This window comes from [Zimmermannella] faecalis ATCC 13722 (genome assembly GCF_000381765.1).
Lineage (GTDB): Bacteria > Actinomycetota > Actinomycetes > Actinomycetales > Microbacteriaceae > Gulosibacter > Gulosibacter faecalis.
This window is the reverse complement of the sequence record NZ_KB907075.1, coordinates 129,361-153,953: the sequence shown is the minus strand read 5'-3', so window position 1 is coordinate 153,953 and position 24,593 is coordinate 129,361. Positions and strand designations below refer to the sequence as shown.

At 70.7% G+C, this 24,593-nt stretch carries 22 protein-coding genes; 13 read left to right on the top strand and 9 right to left on the bottom strand.

The features are described from left to right. Positions 1-24: 24 nt before the first annotated feature. Positions 25-1,839 carry an ABC transporter substrate-binding protein gene (locus G328_RS0103415; RefSeq protein WP_019617944.1) on the bottom strand — a complete coding sequence of 605 codons (1,815 nt, stop codon included), beginning with the start codon at positions 1,837-1,839 and terminating at the stop codon, positions 25-27. A 288-nt stretch (positions 1,840-2,127) separates the two neighbouring features. Then, the gene (locus G328_RS0103410) at positions 2,128-3,267 is read right to left on the bottom strand and encodes a M20 family metallopeptidase (protein WP_019617943.1); all 1,140 of its coding nucleotides are present in this window, start codon (positions 3,265-3,267) and stop codon (positions 2,128-2,130) included. Positions 3,268-3,358: 91 nt separating this feature from the next. On the opposite strand from G328_RS0103410, the gene G328_RS15695 reads away from it, so the two are divergent. The 6 genes from G328_RS15695 to G328_RS0103380 are packed head-to-tail and all read left to right on the top strand — an operon-like array spanning position 3,359 to position 9,055. Further along, positions 3,359-4,177: a GNAT family N-acetyltransferase gene (locus tag G328_RS15695; RefSeq protein WP_019617942.1), complete on the top strand. Its 819-nt coding sequence runs from the start codon at positions 3,359-3,361 to the stop codon at positions 4,175-4,177. After that, positions 4,174-4,845, top strand: coding sequence for a MurR/RpiR family transcriptional regulator (locus G328_RS0103400; RefSeq protein WP_019617941.1), 672 nt, complete (start codon positions 4,174-4,176; stop codon positions 4,843-4,845). The genes G328_RS15695 and G328_RS0103400 overlap by 4 nt, the downstream gene beginning before the upstream one ends. Continuing rightward, complete coding sequence (gene menC / locus G328_RS0103395; protein ID WP_040904701.1) at positions 4,835-5,977, top strand: o-succinylbenzoate synthase; 1,143 nt, start codon at positions 4,835-4,837, stop codon at positions 5,975-5,977. The genes G328_RS0103400 and menC overlap by 11 nt, the downstream gene beginning before the upstream one ends. Next, complete coding sequence (locus G328_RS0103390; RefSeq protein ID WP_019617939.1) at positions 5,974-7,071, top strand: dipeptidase; 1,098 nt, start codon at positions 5,974-5,976, stop codon at positions 7,069-7,071. The genes menC and G328_RS0103390 overlap by 4 nt, the downstream gene beginning before the upstream one ends. Then, positions 7,071-7,790: a type 1 glutamine amidotransferase gene (locus G328_RS0103385; protein ID WP_019617938.1), complete on the top strand. Its 720-nt coding sequence runs from the start codon at positions 7,071-7,073 to the stop codon at positions 7,788-7,790. Before G328_RS0103390 ends, G328_RS0103385 begins: the two co-directional genes overlap by 1 nt. Beyond that, complete coding sequence (locus tag G328_RS0103380; RefSeq protein ID WP_019617937.1) at positions 7,787-9,055, top strand: NAD(P)/FAD-dependent oxidoreductase; 1,269 nt, start codon at positions 7,787-7,789, stop codon at positions 9,053-9,055. Before G328_RS0103385 ends, G328_RS0103380 begins: the two co-directional genes overlap by 4 nt. Before the next feature lie 15 nt (positions 9,056-9,070). On the opposite strand, the gene G328_RS0103375 is transcribed toward G328_RS0103380, so the two are convergent. Continuing rightward, positions 9,071-9,748 carry a GntR family transcriptional regulator gene (locus tag G328_RS0103375; protein WP_019617936.1) on the bottom strand — a complete coding sequence of 226 codons (678 nt, stop codon included), beginning with the start codon at positions 9,746-9,748 and terminating at the stop codon, positions 9,071-9,073. A gap of 32 nt (positions 9,749-9,780) precedes the next feature. Beyond that, the gene (locus G328_RS0103370) at positions 9,781-10,302 is read right to left on the bottom strand and encodes a VOC family protein (RefSeq protein WP_019617935.1); all 522 of its coding nucleotides are present in this window, start codon (positions 10,300-10,302) and stop codon (positions 9,781-9,783) included. Between the two features lie 163 nt (positions 10,303-10,465). Between G328_RS0103370 and G328_RS0103365 the strand changes: the two genes are divergently transcribed. The 3 genes from G328_RS0103365 to G328_RS0103355 all read left to right on the top strand — a co-directional run bounded on the left by G328_RS0103365 (position 10,466) and on the right by G328_RS0103355 (position 15,327). Further along, the gene (locus tag G328_RS0103365) at positions 10,466-12,664 is read left to right on the top strand and encodes an alpha-ketoacid dehydrogenase subunit alpha/beta (protein WP_019617934.1); all 2,199 of its coding nucleotides are present in this window, start codon (positions 10,466-10,468) and stop codon (positions 12,662-12,664) included. Beyond that, positions 12,664-13,917: a dihydrolipoamide acetyltransferase family protein gene (locus tag G328_RS0103360; RefSeq protein ID WP_019617933.1), complete on the top strand. Its 1,254-nt coding sequence runs from the start codon at positions 12,664-12,666 to the stop codon at positions 13,915-13,917. The genes G328_RS0103365 and G328_RS0103360 overlap by 1 nt, the downstream gene beginning before the upstream one ends. A 105-nt stretch (positions 13,918-14,022) precedes the next feature. Continuing rightward, a complete protein-coding gene (locus G328_RS0103355; protein ID WP_019617932.1) occupies positions 14,023-15,327 on the top strand; it encodes an MFS transporter in 1,305 nt (434 codons plus the stop codon). Positions 15,328-15,340: 13 nt separating this feature from the next. On the opposite strand, the gene G328_RS0103350 is transcribed toward G328_RS0103355, so the two are convergent. Both G328_RS0103350 and G328_RS0103345 read right to left on the bottom strand, forming a co-directional pair. After that, positions 15,341-16,006: a YoaK family protein gene (locus tag G328_RS0103350; protein WP_019617931.1), complete on the bottom strand. Its 666-nt coding sequence runs from the start codon at positions 16,004-16,006 to the stop codon at positions 15,341-15,343. Between the two features lie 45 nt (positions 16,007-16,051). Then, complete coding sequence (locus tag G328_RS0103345) at positions 16,052-17,212, bottom strand: glycerate kinase (RefSeq protein WP_026339623.1); 1,161 nt, start codon at positions 17,210-17,212, stop codon at positions 16,052-16,054. A gap of 69 nt (positions 17,213-17,281) precedes the next feature. On the opposite strand from G328_RS0103345, the gene G328_RS0103340 reads away from it, so the two are divergent. From G328_RS0103340 to G328_RS0103325, 4 genes are all read left to right on the top strand, one after another. Further along, complete coding sequence (locus G328_RS0103340) at positions 17,282-18,313, top strand: LacI family DNA-binding transcriptional regulator (protein WP_019617929.1); 1,032 nt, start codon at positions 17,282-17,284, stop codon at positions 18,311-18,313. A gap of 136 nt (positions 18,314-18,449) precedes the next feature. Then, entirely contained in the window at positions 18,450-19,643 is a 1,194-nt protein-coding gene (locus G328_RS0103335) for a Gfo/Idh/MocA family protein (protein ID WP_019617928.1), read from the top strand. Then, positions 19,640-20,857 (top strand): dihydrodipicolinate synthase family protein, encoded by a 1,218-nt coding sequence (locus tag G328_RS0103330; protein ID WP_019617927.1) that lies wholly within the window; start codon positions 19,640-19,642, stop codon positions 20,855-20,857. Before G328_RS0103335 ends, G328_RS0103330 begins: the two co-directional genes overlap by 4 nt. Next, on the top strand, positions 20,854-21,723 hold the full coding sequence (locus G328_RS0103325) for a sugar phosphate isomerase/epimerase family protein (protein ID WP_019617926.1): 870 nt from the start codon (positions 20,854-20,856) through the stop codon (positions 21,721-21,723). Before G328_RS0103330 ends, G328_RS0103325 begins: the two co-directional genes overlap by 4 nt. Before the next feature lie 60 nt (positions 21,724-21,783). Here G328_RS0103325 and G328_RS0103320 read toward each other — a convergent pair whose 3' ends face one another. Genes G328_RS0103320 through G328_RS0103310 form a run of 3 tightly spaced genes read right to left on the bottom strand, consistent with a single transcriptional unit; the run spans position 21,784 to position 24,552 of the window. Next, complete coding sequence (locus G328_RS0103320; protein ID WP_051082829.1) at positions 21,784-22,599, bottom strand: ABC transporter ATP-binding protein; 816 nt, start codon at positions 22,597-22,599, stop codon at positions 21,784-21,786. A gap of 5 nt (positions 22,600-22,604) precedes the next feature. Beyond that, entirely contained in the window at positions 22,605-23,645 is a 1,041-nt protein-coding gene (locus G328_RS0103315) for an ABC transporter substrate-binding protein (RefSeq protein ID WP_019617924.1), read from the bottom strand. 52 nt (positions 23,646-23,697) lie between these two features. Next, positions 23,698-24,552, bottom strand: coding sequence for an ABC transporter permease (locus G328_RS0103310; protein WP_026339621.1), 855 nt, complete (start codon positions 24,550-24,552; stop codon positions 23,698-23,700). Positions 24,553-24,593 lie beyond the last annotated feature (41 nt).

Sequence of the window (24,593 nt, the reverse complement as noted above, 5' to 3'; positions counted from 1 at the left end):
AGCGGGCCGGATACGCGGGGTCGGCTATTCGATGTCGGCCGACTTCTTGCGGCGGCTCACGACGACGATCACGACGATCACCGCGACGACGACGATGCCGCCGATGACGATCCACAGCCCGGTCTGCGAGGCGCCGCTGCTGCCGCCCTCGCCCACGGGCGTGACCGACTGGAAGCCCCAGTAGCCCGACTGGTTCGCGATGATGCCGTTCTCGGTGGGCATCGTCGTGAAGCCCTCGAACCGGTCGGAACGGTACGCCTCGAGCTGGTTCGGGTAGTAGAGCGCGACCTGCACCGACGAGGTGTAGTTCATCGCGAGCATCTGGTGCACGAGGTCGACGCGGGCGTCTTCGTCGAGCTCAACGCGCTGCTGGTCGTAGAGCGCGTCGAACTCCTCGTCGCAGTAGCCGTCCTGCGTCGTGCCGCCGTTGCCCTCGGTGTCGGTGGGCAGGTTCGCGCAGGTGTTGATGCTGAGCTGGTAGTCGGGGTCGGGCCCGAGCGACCAGCCCGAGAAGTACATGTCGTAGTTGCCCGCGGTCGCGTTCGCGCTCACGGTGTCGCTGTCGGTCGACTCGACCTGCAGGTCGATGCCGATGTCGGCCATCCACGGCTTCACGTATTCGGCGAGCGCCTGCTCGGTCGGGTCAGAGGCGTCGATCTGGAGCGTGAGCGAGAGGGTCTCGCCGTCCTTCTCACGGATGCCGTTCGCGCCTTCCGTCCAGCCGGCTTCGTCGAGGAGGGCGGCCGCGGCCTCGGGGTCGAACTGCATGATCGCGTCGTCGTCTTCGGGGAGCATCCACGTCGCGTACGAGGCGGGCACGAAGCTCGTCGCGAGCACGCCCTGGCCGTCGAGCACGTTGTCGAGCAGCGCCTGCGCGTCGATGCCCTGGCGGATCGCCTGGCGCACCTTGACGTCGTGGAGCGCCGGGTTGCCCGAGCCGTAGGCCTCGCCGTCGCGGGTCTCCTGGCCGGGGTTGAGCGCGATCGACGTGTAGCGGCGGCCCTCACCCGAGACGGTCGTGATGCCCTCCTGGCCCTCGAGCGCGTTGAACTGCGTCGGCGTGAGGCCCGAGATGAAGTCGATGTCGCCCGCGCGCAGCGCCTGAATCGAGGCGTCGGCGTCGGTGTAGTAGACGTACTGCAGCCGGTCGATGCCGGGCTTGCCGCGCCAGAAGTTCTCGTTCGCGGTCATGATGAAGCCCTCGTTCGGCGAGTAGCTCTCGAGCACGAACGGGCCCGAGCCGACGACCTCGGAGTCGTTCGCGAACTCACCCGGGTTGTCGATCTGCGACCACACGTGCTCGGGCACGACGGGGATCTCGACGCCGGGCACGGGCGCCTGCGGTTCGATGAGGTTGATGACGAGCGTCTGGTCGTCGGGCGCCTCGACCGACTCGAAGTTGCTCACGAGGCTGCCGTTCGCGGTGGCCATGATCTCGTCGTTCATCATCTGGTCGTACGTCCACTTGACGTCTTCCGAAGTGATGGGCTCGCCGTCAGACCACTGCATGCCCTCGCGGATGTGATAGACCCAGCGCGCGCCGTCCTCCTCGGTCTCCCACGACTCGGCGAGGCCCTCGGTGGGCGAGCCGTCTTCGGCGCTGTACTGCACGAGGTTCTCGTAGAAGTAGCGCAGGGCGTTCGTCGGTGTCAGGTAGATCGACGTGAACGGGTTGAACGAGTCGATGAAGCCCGAGGTCGCGATGCGCATCGTCGACGCGCTCGCCTCCTCGGTCTCGCTCGCGAGCACGGGGCTCGCGGGCGACAGCGTGAGTCCGACCGCGGCGGCGGTGAGCGCAGCCGCGGTGCGAAACAGGGTCGATCTGGCGGAGATTCGCATCGTGGATCCTTCCAACGTGGCTGGCATCGTTGCCCTCCGGGTTGCCCTTGATTATGACCCTCGGATATCCGGCGGTCAACTTATCCGTTACGTATCCTTGACGTTCGATTTGCTGGATCCTGGCGCAGATTGTGGGGGATCGGCCAGAGATCAGCATGTTCATGGTCGGGATGGGGTGCTCGAGATGTGCGGCGTGCCGGGCAACTCGCCACCTGACGTGGAGATGCGTAACGAATCATTCCGTACAAATTCGGTCGCTCCAGGATGCTGTTGGCCGTTGTCTGGCCCCTACAGCGTCGTGAGCAGGCGCGTGACGAGGTCGATGCGCTCGCCGAGGGAGCTCAACAGCGCGTGCTCGTGCACGGCGTGCGCGCCGCCGCCGCGGGGGCCGAGGCCGTCGACGGTCGGGATGCCGAGCGCGCCCGTGAGGTTCGTGTCGCCGCCGCCCGCGGCGGGGCGGCCCTCGACGTGCTGCCCGAGCGCGGCCGCGACGCGCGCGATCTTGTCGGTGAGCATCCGGTCGCCGTCGCTCGCGCGCCAGGTCGGCCGGCCGCTCACGCGGGCGACGTCGAGGGTCGCGCCCTCGCGCCGCGGCGTGAGGCGGGCGAGCGAGTCGAGCACGGCGCGCTCGGTCTCGGCGTCGATGAAGCGCAGGCCGAGCTCGGCGCGCGCGGCGTCGGGAATCACGTTCGCGCGCCCGCCGCCCGAGATTGTGCCGACGTTGCAGAGCACGTGGGAGACGAGCGCTGGGTCGGCGACGATCTCGCGCACGCGCAGGAGCTGGTCGACGAGCTCGTCGATCGCCGAGACGCCCGCCTCGGGGTCGAGCGCGGCGTGCGCCGCGCGGCCCCCGACCTCGATCGCGACCCGGGCGCTGCCGCGGCGGCCCACCTTGAGCGCGCCGTCGGGATGCGGCGACTCGAACCCGAGCGCGGCCCGGGCGCCCGCGGCGCACTCGCGCACGAGGTCGGCGGAGTGCGGCGAGCCGAGCTCCTCGTCGCACACGAGCACGAGCCGCACTGGCCGAGCCGGTTGCCTGGACCGAGTGTGTGCGATCCGCTCGAGCGCGCGCACCATGATGACGAGGCCCGACTTCATGTCGTAGGCGCCGGGGCCGCGCACGACGTCGCCCTCGACGCGCCACGGCACGTCGCCCGCGAGGGTGCCGACGGGCCACACGGTGTCGAGGTGGCCGATGAGGAGCAGGGGCGCAGCGTTGCGCCCCGGCACCTCGGCGACGAGGTGCTCACCGAGCGGGGAGGCGTGGGCCTCGACGCTCGCGCCGGCGCCCTCGAGCCGCTCGCGCAGCACGGCCCCGATGCGGCCGACGCCCGCGGCATCGCCGCTCGGCGACTCGATCTCGACGAGCGCGCGCAGCAGCTCGAGCGCGTCGTGATCGACGGCGGTCGGGGCGGCATCGTTGCGCATGTTATGCAACGTATCCTGACCTTGTGTGGCGCGCAACGTCGCTATATGCTCGCCAACAACTCCGAATCGGGGTAAGCATAGGAGACGTAAGATGGCGAATGCCTCGTCCCTCGATGCCGGCTCAATGTTGAGCGGCACGTTGACCGGACGCCGACTGTCGAGCGACGCCGAGCTCGGCCAGGCCGCCGAGCTCTACACCCGGGTGTTCCGCTACGAGGCGAAGCGCATCACGCTCAACCCGCTACTCATTCAGGCGATCATCCGCAACGGCGGCTCGGCCGTGGGTGTGTACGACGGCGACCGCATCGTCGGCTTTGCGTACGGCTTCGCGGGGCGCGACGCGGCGGGCCGCGACTTTCACTACTCGCAGGCCGCCGTCGTCGACGCCGACTACCAGGGGCGCGGGGCGGGGCGCGCCCTGAAGCTGCTGCAGCGCGAGGTCGCGCTCGAGTGGGGCCACGAGCGGATGCGCTGGACGTTCGACCCGCTCGTCGCCCGCAACGGCCACTTCAACCTCGACAGCCTCGGCGCGACGGGGCTCGAGTTTCACACCGACTACTACGACCGGCCGGGCACTGACCGGGTCATGGTCGAGTGGGACCTCACGGCCGCCACCGGCGGCGCGAACCGCGCGGCGACCGCAGCCACGCCGGTGCTCGACGCCCGCGACTGGGGCGACACGTGCGACGCGGGCGACGGCGCGACCTGGATCGCGGTGCCGACGACGGCACCCGAGCCCGGCAGCGACGAGCGCGGGCGCATCGCGGCGCGGCTGCGCGACTCGCTCGCGACCGTGACGCACTCGGGCCGCGTGCTCGTGAGCTGCCGCCGGGTCTCGGAAGCGACGGCCGGCTACCTCGCCGTGCCGAGCGTCGTGTCAACAACCACTGACGAGGCGGTGAGCGCATGACCGACCAGGAACTCAACCGCAGCCTCGTCTCGCCGCGCGACCGCTTCGGCAACCGGGTGCGCAAGAACCTCAGCGCCGCGACCATGCAAGACCGCGTGATCGCGAGCGACACGCGCGCCCTCGCCGACACGTTCGCGCGCCTCGCCGAGCGCGGCTCGGTGCAGGCCGCCGCGTCGCTCGTGCTCGGCGCCCGGCGGCGCTTCATCGCGGGCGAGGGCAAGAGCGCGGCCTACGCGCTGCTGCTGTCGACCGATCTCTCGGCGACCCTCTCGAACATCCACCTCATCGAGTGGCGGGCGCTCACCCCGATCGTCGCGCTCACCGACGTGCGGTCGACCGACGTGCTCATCGCCTTCGCGATGCGGCGCTACAGCGCCGACGTGATTCGGCTCGGGCGGCTGTTCCACGAGGCGGGAGGGCAGCTCATCATCATCACCGACAGCGACGACGCGCCGCTCACCGACCTCGCCGACGTCGTCATCACGGTCGACACCGGCTCGGCGTCGCACGCCGACAGCCCGACGCCGGTCGCCGCCGTCGCGCACCTGCTCAGCACGCTCACCTCGGCGAGCGCGAAGGGTGCGCGCCGCCGCCTCACCGAGCGCGACCGGCTCGCGCGCGAGCTCGCGCTCTACGAACCCGACGACGAGGCCGCCCATGAGGATTGAGCGGGTGCGGCTGTTCGAGGTGTCGCTGCCGTTGCGGCGCAGCTTCGAGACGAGCTCGCACAGAAAGTCCGACATCACGCACCTGCTCGTCGAGGCGACGACGACCGACGGCGTCGTCGGGTGGGGCGAGATCGCGACGCCGGCCGAACCGTACTTCGGGCCCGAGACCACCGAGACCGCGTGGATCGTCGCCCCCGAGTTCCTCGCGCCGGCGCTGCTCGGCGCCGAGTTCTCGCATCCCGCCGAACTCGAAGCGGCCTGGGCGCGCGTGCGCGGGCACGAGTTCGCGAAGGCCGGGTTCGCGGGCGCCGCGTGGGATGCCTTCGCGCAGCGGCGGGGCGAGTCGCTCGCGGCCGCCCTCGGCGGCACGCGCGACGTCGTGCACGCGGGGGTTTCGCTCGGCATCGAGGCGTCGATCGATGCGCTCCTCGAACAGGTCGCGGCGCAGGTCGACGCAGGCTACGGGCGGGTCAAGCTGAAGATCGCGCCGGGCTGGGATGTCGACCCCGTCGCGGCGGTGCGGTCGGCGTATCCGCGCCTCGACCTGCACGTCGACGCGAACGCCGCCTACGCGTTCGGCGACGCCGCGCTCGACGTGTTCGCGCGCCTCGACGAATACGGGCTCACGATGATCGAGCAGCCGTTCGGCGTGCGCGACTTCCCGGCGCACCAGGAGCTGCAGCGGCGGCTCGACACCCCGATCTGCCTCGACGAGTCGGTCGTGCAGCTCGACGATCTCGAGACGATGGTGCGCATGGACGCGGGCCGCGTGCTCAACATCAAGGTGTCGCGGATGGGCGGGCTCACGCAGGCGGTGCGGGCCCACGACCGCGCCCGGGAGCTCGGGATTCCCGTGTGGTGCGGCGGCATGCACGAGTTCGGCATCGGCCGCGCGGCAAACATCGCCGTTTCGTCGCTCGCCGGGTTCACGCTGCCGTCGGACGTCTCGGGCTCCGACAAGTACTACGAGCACGACCTCATCGACCCGCCCGTGCGGGCCGTCGACGGGGCCGTGCGCGTGCCGACCGGGCCGGGACTCGGCCACACCGTGCGCGCCGACCGCATCGCGGCGCTCGCGACTCGAACCTGGGATTCGGCCCGCGGGCGAATCCCCGAAGTGGAGGAAGTATGACCCCGAAGTACGCCGTGCTCGACGGCCACAACGATTTCGCGTGGGAGTGCCGCACGCAGTTCGCCTACTCGACGGCCGGCCTCGACGGCGCGATCGCGACGACGCAGACCGACCTCCCGCGCCTCGAGCGCGGCGGCGTCGGCGGGCAGTTCTGGTCGGTGTACGTGAACCCCGACCACCTCCAGGGCGCCGACCAGGTGACCGCGACGCTCGAGCAGATCGACTTCATTCACCGCTTCGTGCGGGCGAATCCCGAGCGGCTCGCGTTCGCGCCGACGGCGGCGGATGCGCGCGCCGCGATGGCCGCGGGCAAAGTCGCGTCGCTCATCGGCGTCGAGGGCGGGGCGCAGTTCGACGGCTCGCTCGCGGTGCTGCGCAACTACGCGCGCCTCGGGGCCCGCTACCTCACGCTCACGTGGTCGCGCACGATCGACTGGGCCGACTCGGCGACCGACGCCGCGCGCCACGGCGGCCTCACCGACTTCGGCCGCGCCGTCGTGCGCGAGCTCAACCGCATCGGCGTGCTCGTCGACCTCTCGCACGTCGCCCCGTCGACGATGCGCGACGCGCTCGAGGTGACGCAGCGGCCGCCGCTCGTGAGCCACTCGGGCGCGCTCGCGCTGTCTTCGCATCCGCGGAACGTGCCCGACGACGTGCTCGCCGAGATCGGCGCGCGCGACGGGGTCGTCATGCTCGCGTTCGTGCCGTCGTTCCTCTCGCAGGAGCGGTACGACTGGGGGCAGGCCGGCGGTGAGGGCACGCCGCCGCCCGTGACGGTGCAGCACGCGGCCGACCACCTCGACCACATCCGCGAGGTCGCCGGGGTCGCGGCCGTCGGCCTCGGCGCCGACTACGACGGCTCGCCCGACATGCCCGAGGGGCTCGAGGACGTCGCGAGCTACCCCGCGCTGTTCGACGAGCTCGAATCGCGCGGCTGGAGCGAGCAGGAGCTGCGCGGGCTCGGCTGCGAGAACGCGCTGCGGGTGCTCGAGGCGTCGGACGACGACTACCGGCGATTCCTCGCCGGGGAAGCGGGTGAACCCGAGTTCGCGGGGCCCGTCGTCGACACGACGCAGCAGGGGGAGGAGCTGTAGTGGCCGCCCGCGTGCTCGTCGTGACGAACTCGCGCGAGTCGGGGCCGCGGCGCCTCGGCGAGTGGCTCGCCGAGGCTGGGCTCGAGGTCGACGAGCGCGTCGGAGAAGACGGCCTGCCGGGCGAGCTCGGCGACGCCGCGGGCCTCGTGCTGCTCGGGGGCGGGCTCATGCCCGACGCCGACGATGAGGCGCCGTGGCTGCCCGCCGAACGCGCCCTCACCGCCGAGGCGCTCGAGCGCGGCGTGCCGACGCTCGGCATCTGCCTCGGCGGCCAGGTCATCGCGCACGTCGCCGGCGGCGAGGTGCGCGCCGACTACGGCACGCCCGAGAGCGGCGCCGTGCGCATCGAGACGACCGACGCCGGCCGTGCCGATCCTGTGCTCGGGGTGCTCGGCGACGGGGCACACATGATCGAGAACCACGTCGACCAGATCACGCAGCTGCCGCCCGGCGCCGCGCACCTCGCGCGCTCGGCCGACGTCGCGCACCAGGCGTTCCGCGTCGGCGAGCGGATGTGGGCGCTGCAGTTTCACCCCGAGGTGGGCGCCGAGCGCGTCGCGAACTGGGACGAGTCGGCGCTCGGCCGCAAGGGATTCGACCGCGACGCGCTCGCGGCGGCGGCACTCGAGGTCGACACCGAGAACACGGCGGCGGCGCGGCGACTCGCGGAGGCCTTCGCGCGGCAGGTGCGGGAGTTTGCGGAGGGGTCGCAGTCATGACCAAGCGGCACCACGTGCTCGTCGTGGGCGGCGGGCTCATTGGCCTCTGCTCGGCGTACTGGCTGCTGCGCGAGGGGCACCGCGTCACGATCATCGAGCGCGACCACCTCGGCGCGGGCGCCGCGACCGGCAACGCGGGCGAACTCACGCCGCAGATGGTCGCGCCGCTCGCCTCGACGAACACGGCGCGCGACATCGTCGCCGGGCTCTTCAGCACCCGCTCGTACCTCTCGATCTCGCCCGGCAAGCTGCCGCGGCTCGCGGGGTTCGGGATGGGCTTTCTCGCGTCGTCGCTGCCGAAGCTGCGGGCGCGGGGCGACGCCGCGCTCGCGCAGTTCTTGCCGCACATGCTGCCGTCGCTCGAGGCGATGGCCGACGACGGTGTCGACACGTCGGGCGGGGGCCACGGGTTCCTCATGACGGCGCAGGACGAGCCGACGCTGCTCGCGGCGCACGCGCTCTACGCCGACCGCGCTGCGCGGGGCTGGGCGCAGGCGCCCGGCGAGCCGATGTCGGGCGATGCGCTGCGGCGCGCGGAACCCGCGCTCACCGACGAGACCGAGTACTGGTTCCTGCTGCCGGGCGAGTTCTCGCTCGACCCAGTCACGTTCGTCGCGAGCCTCATCGAGCGCGTCCTCGCGCTCGGGGCGAATGTCGTGACCGACGCGACGGTCGAGCAGCTCGGGAGCGGCGCATCCGTCGTCGCGATCGACGAGCGGGGCACCCGTCGCATCATCACGGGCGACCGGGTCGTGCTCGCCGCCGGGGCGTGGACCTCGCGCGTGCTGCGCCGCTCGGGCATCCGGTCGGCGGGCGTCGTCGCCGGCAAGGGCTACTCGTTCACGGTGCCGGTGCGCACGATGCCGCGCACGCTCGTGCACTCGATGGACCTCCACTGCGTCGCGATTCCCATGCACGGCCGACTGCGCATCGTCGGCATGATGGAGTTCGACGGCCGCCCCGAGCAGCGCAACCGCGACCGGCTCGACGTGCTCGCGAGCTTCGCCTCGCGGCTCATCGACGACGCCGACTGGTCGGCCCGCACCGACGAGTGGATGGGCCCGCGGCCGATGACCGCCGATGGACTGCCGCTGCTCGGCCCGGTCGAGGGGCGCCGCGAGGTCATCGTCGCGTCGGGCCACAACATGCACGGCCTCTCGCTCGGGCCGCTCACGGGGCGCATCGTCACCGACCTCGTCTCGGGCAGCCAGCCCGCGGCCGACGGCTGGGCGTTCGACCTCGCGCCGTTCGCGGTGCGCAGGTAGTTACGCAGGCACTGTCTACGCAAACACCTCGGGGTGCGCGACGAGGCTGAGGCGCGTGCGGCGAATGTGCAGCTCGATGAGGCGCCCGACCTCGTCGGTGTCGCCGCGCTCGATCGCGTTGACGATGAGCTGGTGGTCGAAGTCGGCCGACTGGTCGCCGAACGAGCGCACCTTGCGCGAGAACTCGCGGCGGTAGTGCTGGGTGCGATCCCAGAGGTCGCGCACCGTCTGCGCGAGCAGAATCGTCGCGTTCGGCCGGTACGTGAGGTCGTGAAACTCGCGGTCGAGCTGCACGAACAGCTCGGGGTCGTCGGTGTGCGACATCTCGTTCGCGAGGCGCCGCAGCTCGGCGACGTCGTCGGGCGTGAGCAGCGGCACCGTGTACTCGAGCAGCAGCGGCTCGATGCGTTCGCGCACGCGGTAGAGCTCGGCGCACTCGTCGGCGGTGAGCCGGGCGACGCGGGCCCCCGCGTTCGCGACGTGCGAGATGAGCCCCGTCGCGGCGAGCATCCGCAGCGCCTCGCGCACGGGCGCGCGGGTCGCGCCGTACCGCTCGGCGAGGTCGGTTTGGCGGATGCGCGCGCCCGGCACGAACACGCCCTCGAGGATGTCGCGGCGCAGCCACTCGGTGACCTGCTCGCCGCTCTTGCCGTGCACGACGGCATCGGCGTGCGGCGGAGGCGTTTCGGTCATTGCTCGATTATGCGGCACGGGCCCGGGCGCACCTAGTCGGCGGGATGTGCGGGGTGCCACAGGCGCACGTCGGCGTCGCGCTCGTAGGCCTTGCCGTCGGGGAACGAGACGAGCTCGAATTGCATGCCCCAGGGCGCGCGGAAGTACACCCACCGCTGCCCGGCCGCGCCCTCGGCGCTCGCGACGGGCTCGCCCATGACCTCGACGCCCTCGGATCGCAGGTAGGCGACGGCCGCGTCGAGGTCGTCGACGTAGAGCCCGAGGTGGTGCCCGCCGATGTCGCTGTTGCTCGGCTGGGGGCGCTGGCCGTCGGCGGCGTCGTACTCGAACACCTCGAGGTTCGTGCCGTTGCCGAGGCGGTAGAAGCGGATGCGCGCGATCTCGGTGCGGGGGTGCACGCCGATCTGGGTGTGCATCCAGTCGTCGTCGGCGCGCTTGCCGGCGAGGTCGTAGACGGGCACGGCGCCGAGGATGCGCACGAGGAAGTCGTCGGCCGCATCGAGGTCGGGCACGGTGAACCCGAAGTGGTCGGAACCGTGAAGCGTGGGGATCATGTCACCACGATAAACCCGCATATTGGAGCCAATCAAACGTGAATGAGCGGAAAAAGTTCGCAAATCAGGTGGAGTTGGCGCCAATTCTGGAATAGCATCGTCGAGAACCGGGGCGGTGTCGCCCCGTCCCGCCACACAAAAACGTCCTGACCTGGAGGCAACGATGCCGAACCGCGAACCACTTTCGACCGGGGTCGAGTGGGTCGAGCTCCGCACGACCGACGACGACTGGGCCGCCGCCGACCCCGCGCTGCTCGCCACGATGCTCGGGCAGCTGCACCTCGTGCGCGCCTTCGAGGAGGCGGTGCTTGAGCTCGCCGCCGAGGGCCTCGTGCACGGCCCCGCGCACTCGAGCATCGGCCAGGAGGGCGGCGCCGTCGGCTCGGCGCTCGGCCTCACGTCGGCCGACGCGGTCTCGGGCTCGCACCGCGGCCACCACCAGTTTCTTGCGAAGGTCATCGGGCACGTCTGCCCCGACGGCCTCGACCTCGCGAACCTCGTCACGCCCGAGCTCCAGGCGGTGCTGCAGCGCAGCCTCGCTGAGATCCTCGGCCTCGCGCAGGGCTTCTCGGGCGGCCGCGGCGGCTCGATGCACCTGCAGTGGCTCGAGGCCGGCGCGCTCGGCACGAACGCGATCGTCGGCGGCGGCGCCCCCATGGCGGCCGGCGCGGCGTGGGCCCGCAAGCTCGCGGGCACGCGCGACGTCACGGTAAACTACTTCGGCGACGGCTCGAGCCAGATCGGCTCGGTGCTCGAGTCGATGAACCTCGCGGCGGCGTGGAAGCTGCCGGTCGCGTTCTTCATCGAGAACAACCTCTACGCCGTCTCGACGCACGCGAGCGAGGTGACGGCCGACACGCGCTTCTCGGTGCGCGGCCAGGGCTTCGGGATTCCCGGATGGCGCGTCGACGGCATGGACCCGCTCGCCGTGCACCTCGCGATGACCGAGGCGACCGAACGGATGCGCTCGGGCGAGGGGCCCGCCGTGGTCGAGGCCGAGGTGTACCGCTTCTTCCACCAGAACGGCCCGTTCCCCGGCAGCGCGTTCGGCTACCGCACGAAGGACGAGGAGCAGGAGTGGCGCCGTCGCGACCCGCTCGAGCGCGTCGCGACCGAGATGCGCAAGCTCGGGCAGCTCGACGACGACGCCGCGAAGGCGGTGCGCGACCAGGCCGTTTCGGCGATGCGCGAGATCGTCGCCGAGCTCGTGGAGCAGCACCCCGACGACGCCGACCGTCGGCGCATCCGCCCCGAGCTCTGGCCCGACCCGGCGAACGTCGACGCGGGCCTGCGCGGCGACGCGTCGGAGCTCGAGGGGCTCGACCACACCGAGCCCGCGGCCGATTCGTGCGAGTGGCGCGACGTGAAGTTCGTCGATTCGATTGCCGAGACGCTCGGCCGCCGTATGGAGCAGGACGACCGCATCGTCGTGCTCGGCGAAGACGTGCAGCACCTGGGCGGCGGCACGAACGGCGCGACGAAGGGGCTCGTCGAGCGCTTCGGCCCCGAACGCGTCGTCGGCACGCCGATCAGCGAGAACGGCTTCTTCGGCGCCGCGACGGGGCTCGCGACCGACGGCCGCTACCGGCCCGTCGTCGAGTTCATGTACGCCGACTTCATGTGGGTCGCCGCCGACCAGGTGTTCAACCAGGCCGGCAAGATCCGCCACATGTTCGGCGACAACAACACGGTGCCGCTCGTGCTGCGCACGAAGGTCGCGATGGGGTCGGGCTACGGCCAGCAGCACCTCATGGACCCGGCCGGCATCTTCGCGACGCAGCCCGGCTGGCGCATCGTCGCCGCGTCGAACGCGGTCGACTACGCGGGCCTCATGAACGCGGCGCTCGCGCTCGAAGACCCGGTGCTCGTGATCGAGCACGTCGACCTCTACGGCCGCAAGGAGCGGGTGCCCGCGGGCAACCTCGACCACGTCATCGCACCCGGTGACGGCGCCGCGGTCGTGCGCCGCGAGGGGAGTGACGTCACGGTCTTGTCGTACCTCTCGATGGTGCACCACGCCGCCGAGGCGATTGAGCAGACGGGCGTCGACGCCGAGCTCATCGACCTGCGCTGGCTCGACCGCGCCTCGCTCGACTGGGCGACGCTCGGCGAGAGCATCAAGAAGACGAACAACGTGCTCATCGTCGAGCAGGGCGCGCGCGGCGCCGGCTACGGCGCGTGGCTCGCCGACGAGATTCAGCGACGCTACTTCGACTACCTCGACCAGCCGGTCGAGCGCGTCACGGGTAGCCACGCCTCGCCCGCGATCTCGAAGGTGCTTGAGCGCGCCTCGATCGCGAAGACCGAAGAGGTCGTCGACGCGCTCGAGCGCGTGCGCGACGCCTGGGGAGGAACGAAGTAATGGCCACCATCGTGAAGATGCCGCAGCTCGCCGCCGGTGGCGAGGATGCGAAGATCCAGGTGTGGCTCGTCGCCGCCGGCGACGAGGTCGCGGCAGGGCAGCCGATCGTCGAGATCGAGACCGAGAAGGCCGTCGTCGAGTTCGAGGCCGACGCCGCCGGCGTCGTCGCGGGCCTGCTCTTCGAGGAGGGCGACACCGTGCCCGTCGGCAAGCCGATCGCGGTCATCGCGACCGACGGTGAGCCGGCCGAGGATGCGCTCGCGCAGGCGCCGGGCGGCGCGGCGAAGGCTGAGCCGGAAAGCGAGCCCGCCGAACGCCAGGCCACCGAACCCGCATCCCCCCGCGTGTTCGCGAGTCCCCTCGCCCGCAAGCTCGCGCGCGAGCACGGGCTCGAGGTCGCCGACCTCGAGGGCACCGGACCGAACGGCCGCATCGTGCGCCGCGACGTCGAGCGCCACCTCGAGGCTCGCCCGGCCGCCGCACCCGCCCCCGCAGCCCAAGCCTCCGCGGCCGCACCTGCTCCCGCAACACCCACTCCCCAGGGTCCCGGCTCCGGCGCCAGCACCGACGCCACCTTCGACGACGTGCCGCACACCGGCATGCGTCGGGCGATCGCGCGCCGGCTCGCCGAGAGCAAGCAGACGATTCCGCACTTCTACCTGCGCGCCGACGTGCGGGTGGATGCGCTGCTCGAGCTGCGCGCGCAGGCGAACGAGGGGCGCGAGTCGCGGCTGTCGGTGAACGACTTCATCGTGAAGGCCGTCGGCGCGGCGCTCGTGCGGGTACCCGAGGCGAACGCGATCTGGACCGACGAGGCCACGCGCCGCTTCGGTTCGGTCGACCTCGCGGTGGCCGTGTCGGTGCCGAACGGGCTCGTGACGCCCGTCGTGCGCGCCGTCGAGACGAAGTCGGTCGCGCAGCTCAGCACCGAGCTCCGCGACCTCGCGGGGCGCGCCCGCGAGGGCCGGCTCAAGCAGCACGAGCTCGAGGGCGGCGCCTTCTCGGTGTCGAACCTCGGCATGTTCGGCACGCGCGAGTTCGCGGCGATCATCAACCCGCCGCAGTCGGGCATCCTCGCGGTCGGTGCCGCGGAGGCGCGCCCCGTCGTCGGCGAGAATGGACAGCTTGAGGTCGGGCAGGTGCTCACCGTGACGCTTTCGGCCGACCATCGCGTGCTCGACGGCGCCCTCGCGGCGCAGTGGCTCGCGGCGTTCGTCGAGATCGTCGAGCACCCGCTGCAGATCCTGCTGTAGCCGCGCATCCACCGCTCGCTCTTTTCCCTTTATCCCCACAAGAACCTGACCCACCTCCGGACCCGCCGCGACACCGCTGCCGCGGCCAACTCGAAAGATGAGCCAATGACTCAGACCCACCAGCTCGACGACGTCGCCCCGAAGTCGTCGATCACCCTCAAGGAGCGCCGGCGCTCCCTGCTCTCGAGCACCGTCGGCAACGTGCTCGAGTGGTACGAGTGGACCGCCTACTCGGTGCTCTCGCCGTTCATCGCCGGCGCGATGTTCAACCAGGACGACCCGGCGTCGGCGATCCTCTCGGTGTTTGCCGTGTTCGCGGTCGGGTTCCTCATGCGGCCCATCGGCGGCATCTTCTTCGGCTGGCTCGGCGACCGCGTCGGCCGCAAGTCGGTGCTGCTCATCACGATGCTCATGATGGCCGCCGCCTGCTTCCTCATCGGCATTCTGCCGACGTTCGCGACGATCGGCGTGTGGGCGTCGGTGCTGCTGCTCGTGCTGCGCTGCGTGCAGGGCTTCGCGCACGGTGGCGAGTCGACCGCATCCATCACCTACATCGCCGAGATCGCGCCGAACCACCGCCGCGGGCAGTGGGGCTCGGTCGCCGGTATCTCGATCATCGGTGGCAGCGTGCTCGCGTTCCTCGTGGGCGCCGTGCTCTCGTCGACGCTCGGCGAGGAGGCGATGGCGTCGTACGGCTGGCGCATCCCGTTCTGGATCGCGGCCGGCATGGCACTCGTCGTGCTCTGGATGCGCCGCCGCATGAACGAGAGCGAGGTGTTCGAGCAGGCCGAGGAGGTGCAGCACGCGCCCGTGCCGCGCCGCCGGGTTGCCGCGATGACGGTGCGCATCATCGCGCTCATCTCGGGCATCACGTGCTTCAACTACGTGTGGATGACGTACATGACGACCTTCGCGATCAGCGAGAAGGGCATGGCGTCGAACGCCGCGTACTGGGCGACCGTCGTGGGGCAGCTGCTCTGCATCATCGTGAGCCCGTTCCTCGGCCGCCTCAGTGACCGCATTGGCCGCAAGCCGATGTACTTCATCTTCTCGGTGCTCGCGTTTGCGGTGACGGTGCCGTTCACGCTGCTCGTGAGCAAGGACCCGTGGACGCTTAGCCTCACGGTCGGCCTCGCGCTGTCGATCTGGGCGTTCGCGAACTCGCCGCTGCCGGCGCTGCAGGCCGAGAGCCTGCCGACCTACGTGCGTGGCCGCGGCATCGGCTTCGCGTACTCGCTCTCGGTCGCCGTGTTTGGTGGCACCGCGCCGTACCTGAACCAGCTATTCGTGTCGATCGACCGGCCGTGGATGTTCAACGTCTACGTGATGTTCCTGTGCGCCGTGACGTTTGTGGCGACCTTCTTCTTCAAGGAGACGAAGGGCGCCGACCTCAACAAGCTCGAGGTGTAGTCGCTCTCGCTCGCTATCTCGGAGCGCGTGCGCCGGCCCGTTGCAGCGGCCGGCGCACGGCGAGCGCCGAGGCGATCGCGAAGAGCGCGGCCGCGCCGAACGCGAGCGACCAGGCGGGGCTGACGAAGTGGATGCCCGCGCCGACGACCGCGCCGACCGCGAGTGAGCCCCAGAGCAGCAGCGGGCGGATCCACGCGGTGCGGGAGCGCCCGGTGACGAGCGCGGCGAGTGCGAGGCCGAGGCTCACGAGGGTTCCGGTCGCGTAGGTGATGGCGACTCGGGCGCGGCCGTCGGCGAGGTAGAGCGTGTTGAGCGAGCCCATCGCGGCGGCGACGAGCACGTACCACCACGGCGACGGCCAGCCGAGGATCTCGGATGCTGCGACGATCGCCATGGCGAGCGCCGCGGTGCCGACGACGTCGCGGCGGTGGTCGCCGCCGCGGCTCGCGAACATTGCGGCGAGCACGACGCCGACGAGGAATCCGCCGACGAGCGCCGCGCCCATGAGCGCCTGGGCGAGGCCGTCTTGAAACAGCTCGACGCCGATCTGCGTCGAGTTTCCGCTCATGAACGAGACGAACATGCCGCCGGTCGCGATGAAGCCGATCGCGTCGACGTAGCCCGCGACGAAGGCGAGCGAACTCGAGAGCACGAGGCCCTTGCGCGTGACGTCTTTCATGCGAGGCTGCGCGCGGCCGTCGGATGCTCGGTCATGCGGCCAAGTTTACTGAGGCGTTGCCTTTTGGCGCGTGTTGTCGGTCAGGCTGCGCGCGAGTTCGGTGGCGGCGGCCTCGAGGTAGCGCGCGGTGTCGCGCATCGCGGCGTCGGCCGAGCCCGCGAGTTCGGTGAGCGAGTGCGTCGAGGCGACGGTCGGGTTCGCGCGCAGGCTCGCATCAAACTCGGCGCTTGCTTCGACCCGCCCCGCGATGACGTGCATCGGCACGTTCGCGGCGCGCGCCGCCGCGAGGACGGTCGAGGGCACCTTGCCCGCGAGCGACTGGGCGTCGAAGCTGCCCTCGCCCGTGATGACGAGGTCGGCGTCGGCGACGAGCGTTTCGAGGTGAACGGCCGCGGCGATTTCGTCGGCACCGGGGCGGATGCGCGCGCCGGTGATGAGCAGCCCGAAGCCCGCGCCGCCCGCGGCACCCGCGCCCGGGGCATCCGGGTCGGCGGTCGCGCCAACAAGCCCCGCGAGCCGCGCGAGCCCGGCGTCGAACCGCGCGACGTCGTCGGGGGTCGCGCCCTTCTGCGGGCCGAAGACGGCGGCCGCACCGGCCGGCCCGAGCAGCGGGCTTTCGACATCGGTGAGGGCGACGATGCCGCCCGGCGGAGGTGGCACGAGGTTCGTGAGGTCGAGCGAGTCGAGGTCGTGGAGGCCCGCGTTGCCGGGCGCAATGTCGCGGCCGCGCGCATCCGTGAGCTTCGCGCCGAGGGCTGCGAGGGCGCCCGCGCCGCCGTCGGTCGAGGCGCTGCTGCCGAGCCCGACGAGCACGCGGTGGGCGCCGTGGTCGAGCGCGAAGCGGATCGCCTCACCGAGCCCGCGCGTCGTCGCGGTCGCGGCGGTGTCGCGCGTGACCGCGTCGAGGTAGGCGATGCCGCTCGTCTCGGCGAGCTCGACGACCCAGGCGCCGTCGGGGAGCTCGAGCACGGTCGCCGTGACGTCGTCGCCGACGGGGCCGGTCACGCGCAGTTCGTGCCGTACCGCGTCGGGCGCGCCGGCGGCGAGCGCGTCGATCGTGCCCTCACCGCCGTCGGCCATCGGGGCCGCGACACACTCGTCGTCGGGTCGCACCGACCTCCAGCCTCGTATGATGGCAGCAGCCACATCGGCAGCGGGGCAGGTGCCTTTGAACGAGTCGGGGCAAATGACGATGCGACGATGCATGCGTCAAGGTTAGCCGGAAAGCCGTTTCCCACTAGGATCAACCCCGACGATGAAGATTCGGAGGGACACATGGTCGCAGCGAAGCAGCCGGTGACGCTCGGTGAGGTGGCCCGCGAGGCGGGGGTGTCGATTGCGACGGCCTCGCGCGCGATCAACGGGAGCACCCGGCGAGTGAACGAGGAGATTCGGGCCCGGGTGCAGGCGACGGCCGACCGGCTCGGGTACCTGCCGAACCTCACGGCGCAGGCCGTCGCAAAGGGCGCCTCGTCGACGATCGCGGTGATCGTGAACGACATCGCCGACCCGTACTTCAGCGCGATCGCCTCGGGCGTCATGCGCGGGGCTGCCGAGGAGGGGCTCATCGTCACGGTGGCGACGGCGCATCACGATACGGGCTCCGAGACCGAGATCGTGCGCACGATGCGGGCGCAGCGGGCGCGGGCGATCATCCTCACGGGGTCGCGCACGAACGACGCCGCGGCGCAGGCCGAGCTCGAGCGGCAGCTCACCGACTACCTCGCGACCGGCGGCCGGGTCGTGCTCATCTCGCAGCCGCTCGCGTCGTTTGACGTCGTTGAGCTTGCGAACCGGCAGGGCGCAGCCGATCTTGCGCGGGTGCTCGCCGGCCGCGGCGGCAAGCGGTTCGGCATCGTCTCGGGCCCCCGCAAGCTTCGCACGAACGCCGACCGGGTCGAAGGCTTCATCGAGGGGCTCGCCGACGCGGGCCTCGAGTTCGACGAGCACGCGCTCGTCGAGGCCGACTTCAGCCGTGATGGCGGATACGCGGGCACGCGCACGCTGCTGTCGCGCGCGCCCGAGGTCGACACGCTTTTTGCGACGAGCGACGTCATGGCGATCGGCGCGATGACGGCCCTGCGCGACCTCGGCAAACTGCCGGGGCGCGACGTGTCGGTCGCGGGCTTCGATGACATCGCGCCCGTGCGGGACGTGACGCCGACGCTGACGACGGTGGTCGTGCCGCTCGAAGACATGGGCTATCGCGCGATCAAGCTCGCGATGTCGGATGCGCCGGAGCGGGAGCCCGTCGTGCTGCGGGTGAACACGTCGGTCGTCGTGCGCGACAGTACGCCGCAGCGGTAGCCGGCAACGTCGAACGCGACTGGCTGGCTGGCTCGCTGGCCGGCTGGTCGCGCGTCGTTCGACACTTGCTCGGGTAAGCGCTTTCCCATAGGCTTGGGGCACCTCAACGACGAGGGGCTCCAACGAGAGGAAAGACATGACTCAGCAACCGCTTGGCATCATCGTGAACGGCGCGACGGGCCGCATGGGGTACCGACAGCACCTGGTTCGCTCACTGCTGGCGCTGCGCGACGAGGGCGGATTCCCACTCTCCGACGGTTCGCGTCGCCCGATCGAGCTCTACCTCGTGGCCCGCAACGCCGAGAAGCTCCGCGAGGTCGCCGAGCAGCACGGCGTCGCGAAGTACACGACCGACCTCGACGAGGCGCTCGCCGACCCCGACTTCCCGATCTACTTCGACGCGCTCGTCACGCAGCTGCGCGTGCCCGCGATTCGCAAGGCGATCGCCGCCGGCAAGGCGATCTACACCGAGAAGCCCACCGCCGAGAGCTACGCCGAGGCGGTCGCGCTCGCCGACGAGGCCGAGGCCGCCGGCGTCAAGAACGGCGTCGTGCACGACAAGCTCTACCTGCCCGGCCTGCTCAAGCTGAAGCGCCTCATCGACAGCGGCTTCTTCGGCGAGATCCTCTCGGTGCGGGGCGAGTTCGGCTACTGGGTGTTCGAGGGCGACTGGCAGCCCGCCCAGCGCCCGAGCTGGAACTACCGGGCCGAAGACGGCGGCGGCATCATCGTCGACATGTTCCCGCACTGGAACTACGTCATCGAGAACCTCTTCGGCAAGATCTCCTCGGTCTACACCGAGAAGCGCACGCACATCCCGACCCGCGTCGACGAGCGCGGCGAGCCCTACACCGCGACCGCCGACGATGCCGCCTACGCGATCTTCGACCTCGACAACGGCCCGATCGTGCAGTTCAACTCGAGCTGGACGGTGCGCGTCAATCGCGACGAGCTCGTCGAGCTGCACGTCGACGGCACGCACGGCAGCGCCGTCGTTGGCCTGTTCGGCGCGAAGGTGCAGCCGCGCAACGCGACCCCGAAGCCGACCTGGAACCCCGACCTGCCCGACGCGAACGACTACCAGTCGAACTGGGTCGAGGTGCCGCAGAACGACGCCATCGAGAACGGCTTCAAGCTGCAGTGGGTCGAGTTCCTTCGCTACGTCGTCGGCGACGGCGAGCACCACTACGACTTCCGCTCCGGCGCAGCCGGCATGCTGCTCGCCGAGGCCGCCCTCGAATCGGATGCGCAGGGTCGCCGCGTGAGCCTGCAGGAGTTCGCGCTCGGCAACGCGGCCGACCGCGCCGCAGCGCAGGTGGACGCCCGATGACCGCGACGCAGACGTTCGGCGCGAGCCGCGCATCCACCGACATCACGCTGCAGCTGCTCGACGCCGACGGGACCACCCGCGGCGCCGAACTGCTCGCGGCGCCGTCGTTCACGAAGCCGACCGGGCCGCTGCGCTCGCGCACGCTCTACGCGGCCGCGCACGTGATCCCGAAGGTGACCGCCGAGAACGTCCCCGGCGCCCCGGCCGAGATCGACTGGGACGCGACCCTGAACTACCGACGCCAGATCTTCTCGTGGGGGATCGGCGTCGCCGACGCGATGGATACGGCGCAGCGGAACATGGGGCTCGACCCGGCCGCGACCCGCGAGCTCATCGCGAAGTCGGCCGAGTGCGCTCGCGAGGCGGGCGGCTCGGTCGCCGTCGGGGTAAACACCGACGGTCGTGCTGAGGAGACGCTCTCGCTCGCCGAGATCGAGGCCGCCTACCTTGACCAGCTCGCGTTCGCGCAGGAGCAGGGGGTCACGCCCGTGCTCATGTCGAGCCGGCACCTCGCACGCGCCGCGATGGGCCCCGACGACTACCGACGCGTCTACGACCGGGTGCTCGGTGAGGCCGAGGGCGGCGTCATCATTCACTGGCTCGGCACGGCCTTCGACCCGCAGCTCGCGGGGTACTTCGGCCACGCCGACTGGCGGCCCGCCGCCGACTCGCTGCTCGCACTCGTCGCGGCACACGCCGACAAGGTCGCGGGCATCAAGATGAGTCTGCTCGATGCCGACGCCGAGCGGTACGTGCGCGCTCAGCTGCCCGAGGGCGTCACGATGTTCACGGGCGACGACTTCAACTATGTCGAGTTGATTCGCGACGACGCGACGGGCGCGCACTCCGACGCCCTGCTCGGCGCGTTCAGCGTGCTCGCACCGAACGCCTCGGCGGCGGTGCAGGCCCTCGACTGTGGCGACGAGGCCGGGTTCACGCGCATCCTTGCACCCACGCAGGACCTCTCGCGGCAGGTGTTTGCCGCGCCGACGTTCTATTACAAGACCGGGGTCGCGTTCCTCAGCTGGCTCAACGGGCATCAAGACGCGTTCAAGATGGTCGGCGGGCTGCACTCCGCGCGCAGCCTGCCGCACCTGTCGCGCATCGTCGAGCTCGCGAATGCCTGCGGTGCGCTCGAGCGGCCGGAGCTTGCCGCCGAGCGGTGGCACGCGATGCTCCGCCTCGACGGGCTGCTGAAGGGAGGCGCAGCATGAGTGCGCCGCACCCCCGCTTCTCGCTCAACCAGGCGACGATCAAGTACGCGAATCTGCGTGAGGCGCTCGACCTCTGCGTCGCCCAGGGCGTGCAGAGCATCGGGCTGTGGCGCGAGCCAGTGAACGAGGTGGGCCTCGCCGAGTCGGCGAAGCTGCTCGCCGACTCTGGCCTGCGCTTCTCGAGCCACTGCCGTTCGGGCTTCCTCACCGATGCGGATGACGCCGCCTGGCGCCGGTCGCTCGACGAGAACCGTCGCGCGATCGACGAGACCGCGACGCTTGCGGCCGCGGGCGCGCCCGGATCGGCCGCGGTGCTCGTCGTGGTCGCCGGCGGGATTCCCGAGGGCGGCACGATCGCGGATGCGCGCGCTCGCTTCGCGGAGGGCATCGCGACGCTCGCGCCCGAGGCCGAGGCGGCCGGCGTGACGCTCGCGCTCGAGGCGCTCCACCCGATGTTCGCGTCGGACCGCTGCGTGCTTTCGACGCTCGGCCAGGCGCTCGACATCGCGGATGCGATCGGCAGCCGGGCGGTCGGCGCGGTTGTCGACGCGTTCCACGTGTGGTGGGATCCGGAGGTTGCGGACCAGGTCGCGCGCGCCGGTGCGGCCGGCCAGATCGCGACCTACCAGGTGTGCGACTGGAAGACGCCGTTGCCGGCCGATGTACTGCTGAGCCGCCACCTGCCGGGCGACGGCGTCGTCGACTTCGAGTCGCTCACCGAGACCGTCAACGCCGCCGGCTACACGGGTGACGTCGAGGTCGAGGTGTTCAACGGTGAGCTGTGGGACACCCCGTACGCCGAGGCGCTCGAGGAGACCTGGACCAAGTTCAACGCCGCGGTCGGCGTGCACCTCACGAGCGAGTAAGCGCACACAAATTTGCGGGGTGCCGGTTCAACCGGCACCCCGCAAATTTGTGTGCGGAGGTTAGTCGCCGCCCATCGGGCTGCCGAGCAGCTCGCGCACGCGGCCTGCGACCGCGTGGAACCGCGGGTCTTCGAGCGTGGGCTCGTACTCGCGCTCGTGCGGCAGGTCGATCTCGAACTCCTCGATGATGCGACCGGGGCGCGGCCCCATGACGACGACGCGGCTCGCGAGGTAGACCGCCTCGGGCACCGAGTGGGTGACGAGCAGCACGGTCATGCCGGTCTCGGCCCACACGTGCTGGAGCTCGACGTTGAGGTGCTCACGGGTGAGCGCGTCGAGGGCGCCGAAGGGTTCGTCCATGAGCAGCACGTCGGGGTTGTGCAGCAGCGCGCGGCAGAGCGAGACGCGCTGCTGCATGCCGCCCGAGAGCTCGTGCGGCAGCGCCTTAGCGAAGTCGGTGAGGCTCGTGAGCTCGAGCAGCTCGTCGCAGCGTGTCGTCGCGACCTTCTTGTCGAGGCCGCGCATCTCGGCCTGCAGCATGATGTTGCCGCGCACGTCGCGCCAGGGCAGGAGCGCCGGGCGCTGGAACACGAAGCCGACGTCCTGGCGGGGCCCCTGCACGGTCGAGCCGCGCAGCTCGATGCTGCCCTCGGTCGGGAGCGTGAGCCCCGCGATCGCGCGTAGCAGCGTCGACTTGCCGCAGCCCGACGGGCCGACGATCGAGATGAACTCGCCGCGTGCGACCGTGAGGTCGACGTCGCGGATCGCCTGCACCTGGCGGCGCTTCGTGTCGAAGCGAATGCCGACACGGTCGACGTCGAGCAGGGTGTCGCGGCGCGCATCCATGGTGGTGTCTCCCTCCGGGAGTTGGGTCATGACGGTCATTCGGTCTCACCGCCGGGGGCGAAGCTCGCGTCGAAGTAGGTGTCGACCGGCTTCGCCTCTTCGATGAGGCCGGCCTCGGCGAGCACGTCGATTGTGTTCTCCCAGTCGGTGTTGGAGTTCACGCCGGGCGTGACCTCGCCGTCGGTGGGCGACTGCAGGAGGTCGATCGTGCCCTGCCACTGCTCGGCGAGCACCTCGGCGTCGGGCATCTGCGGGTCCTTGCCGTCCATCGAGGCAACGGCGCCGTCGGGGTCGTCGATCGCGGCCTGGAATGACTCCGAGGTTGCCGCCGTCATTGCCGAGACGAGCTCGGGGTTGTCGGCGATCATCGAGTCGCTCGCGATGAGGCCGTTGCTGAAGAAGTTCAGGCCGACGTCGGAGTAGCGCAGGTAGGTGACGTCTTTGCCACTCTCGGCGGCGACGGTCGGGCCCTGGTCGTGTGCGAACCCGATGAGGCCGTCGACCTGGCCATTGATCATCGCGGCCATCTTGCCCGCGGCATCGAGGTTCTGCTGCTCGACGTCGCCCTCAGAAAGGCCGGCCGCTTCGAGGTACATCGGGAACGTCGTCGTGGGGGCGTCGCCCGCCGAGACGGCGATCGTGGTGCCCTTGAGGTCTTCGGGTGACTCGATGCCCGAGTCGCTGAAGACCTGCACGGCCGAGGGGGTCGTTTGCAGGAAGACGCCGACGCTGTGCACCTTGACGCCCTTGTCGATGTTCGAGAGCACGGCGGGGGTGTCGGCCCAGCCGAAGTCGACCTGGCCCTGGCCGGTCGCCTGCGTCGTCTTCGTCGAGCCCTGCCCGGCCTGAATGGTGAGGTTGATGCCGTGCTCCTCGAAGATGCCCTGTTCGAGCCCGTAGTAGAAGGCGGCGTGCTCACCGTAGGGGTACCAGTTGAGCATGAGCGTGACGTCGGTCATTTCGCCGTCGGCGGCGGGTGAACCGGCTTCGCCGGCGCCGCCCGAGCAGGCGGTGAGGGTGAGTGCGGCTGCGGCCGCGAGGGCCGCGAATGCGGTTGTGAATGTCTTCTTTGACATGGAGTTACCTCTCGGTGGGGTGGATAGGCGGATCAGGTCGTGAACAGTGGAACTACTGCTCGAGGTTGCGGCGCGAGGAGTGCCAGGGCACCAGCAGGCGCTCGGCGATGATGATGATCGCGAAGAGGAGGATGCCGAGGATCGACATGATGAACAGCGCGGCGAAGAGCATCGCGGTGTCGACGTTGCCGTTGGCCTGGAGGATCACGTAGCCGAGGCCCTCGTTCGCGCCGACAAACTCGCCGACGACCGCACCGGTGACCGCGAGGGTCGCGGCGACCTTCATGCCCGAGAGGAGTTCGGGGAGCGCCGCGGGGAAGCGCACCTTCACGAACGTCTTGAGGCGTGAGGCGCCCATCGTGCTCGTGAGTTCGAGGATTTCGGGGTCGATCGTGCGCAGGCCGCTGATGCCCGAGATGACGATCGGGAAGAACGCCATGAGCACCGCGACGAGGATCTTCGGCTCGGGGCCGAAGCCCATCCAGACGATGAACAGCGGGGCGATCGCGATCTTCGGGATCACCTGCGCGAACAGGATCAGGGGGTAGAAGGTGCGCTCGAGGGTGCGCGAGTACACCATGACGATCGCGACGAGCACGCCGACGACGACCGAGATGACGAAACCGACGACCGTCTCGATCGTCGTGACCGCCGTGTGGTGCCAGAGGTAGGCGACGTTGTCGGTGAAGGCCGCGAGCGTGTCAGCGGGGGAGGGGAGGATGTACGCCGCGACCCAGCCGGCTTCGGTCACGACCCACCAGGCGATGAAGGTGATGACGAGGAAGATCGTCGGGTAGACGTAGCCGCTCGATTGCTGGAGCCAGGCTCGCTTCGGTCGGCGTGCGTTCGGGGGTGGTGTGCCGCCGGGTGAGTCGATCACTGGCGTCGCAGTCGTGGCACTGGTCATGGTGCGCTCCTTACAGCGTTGTAAGAGTTCGAGAAGTTGGG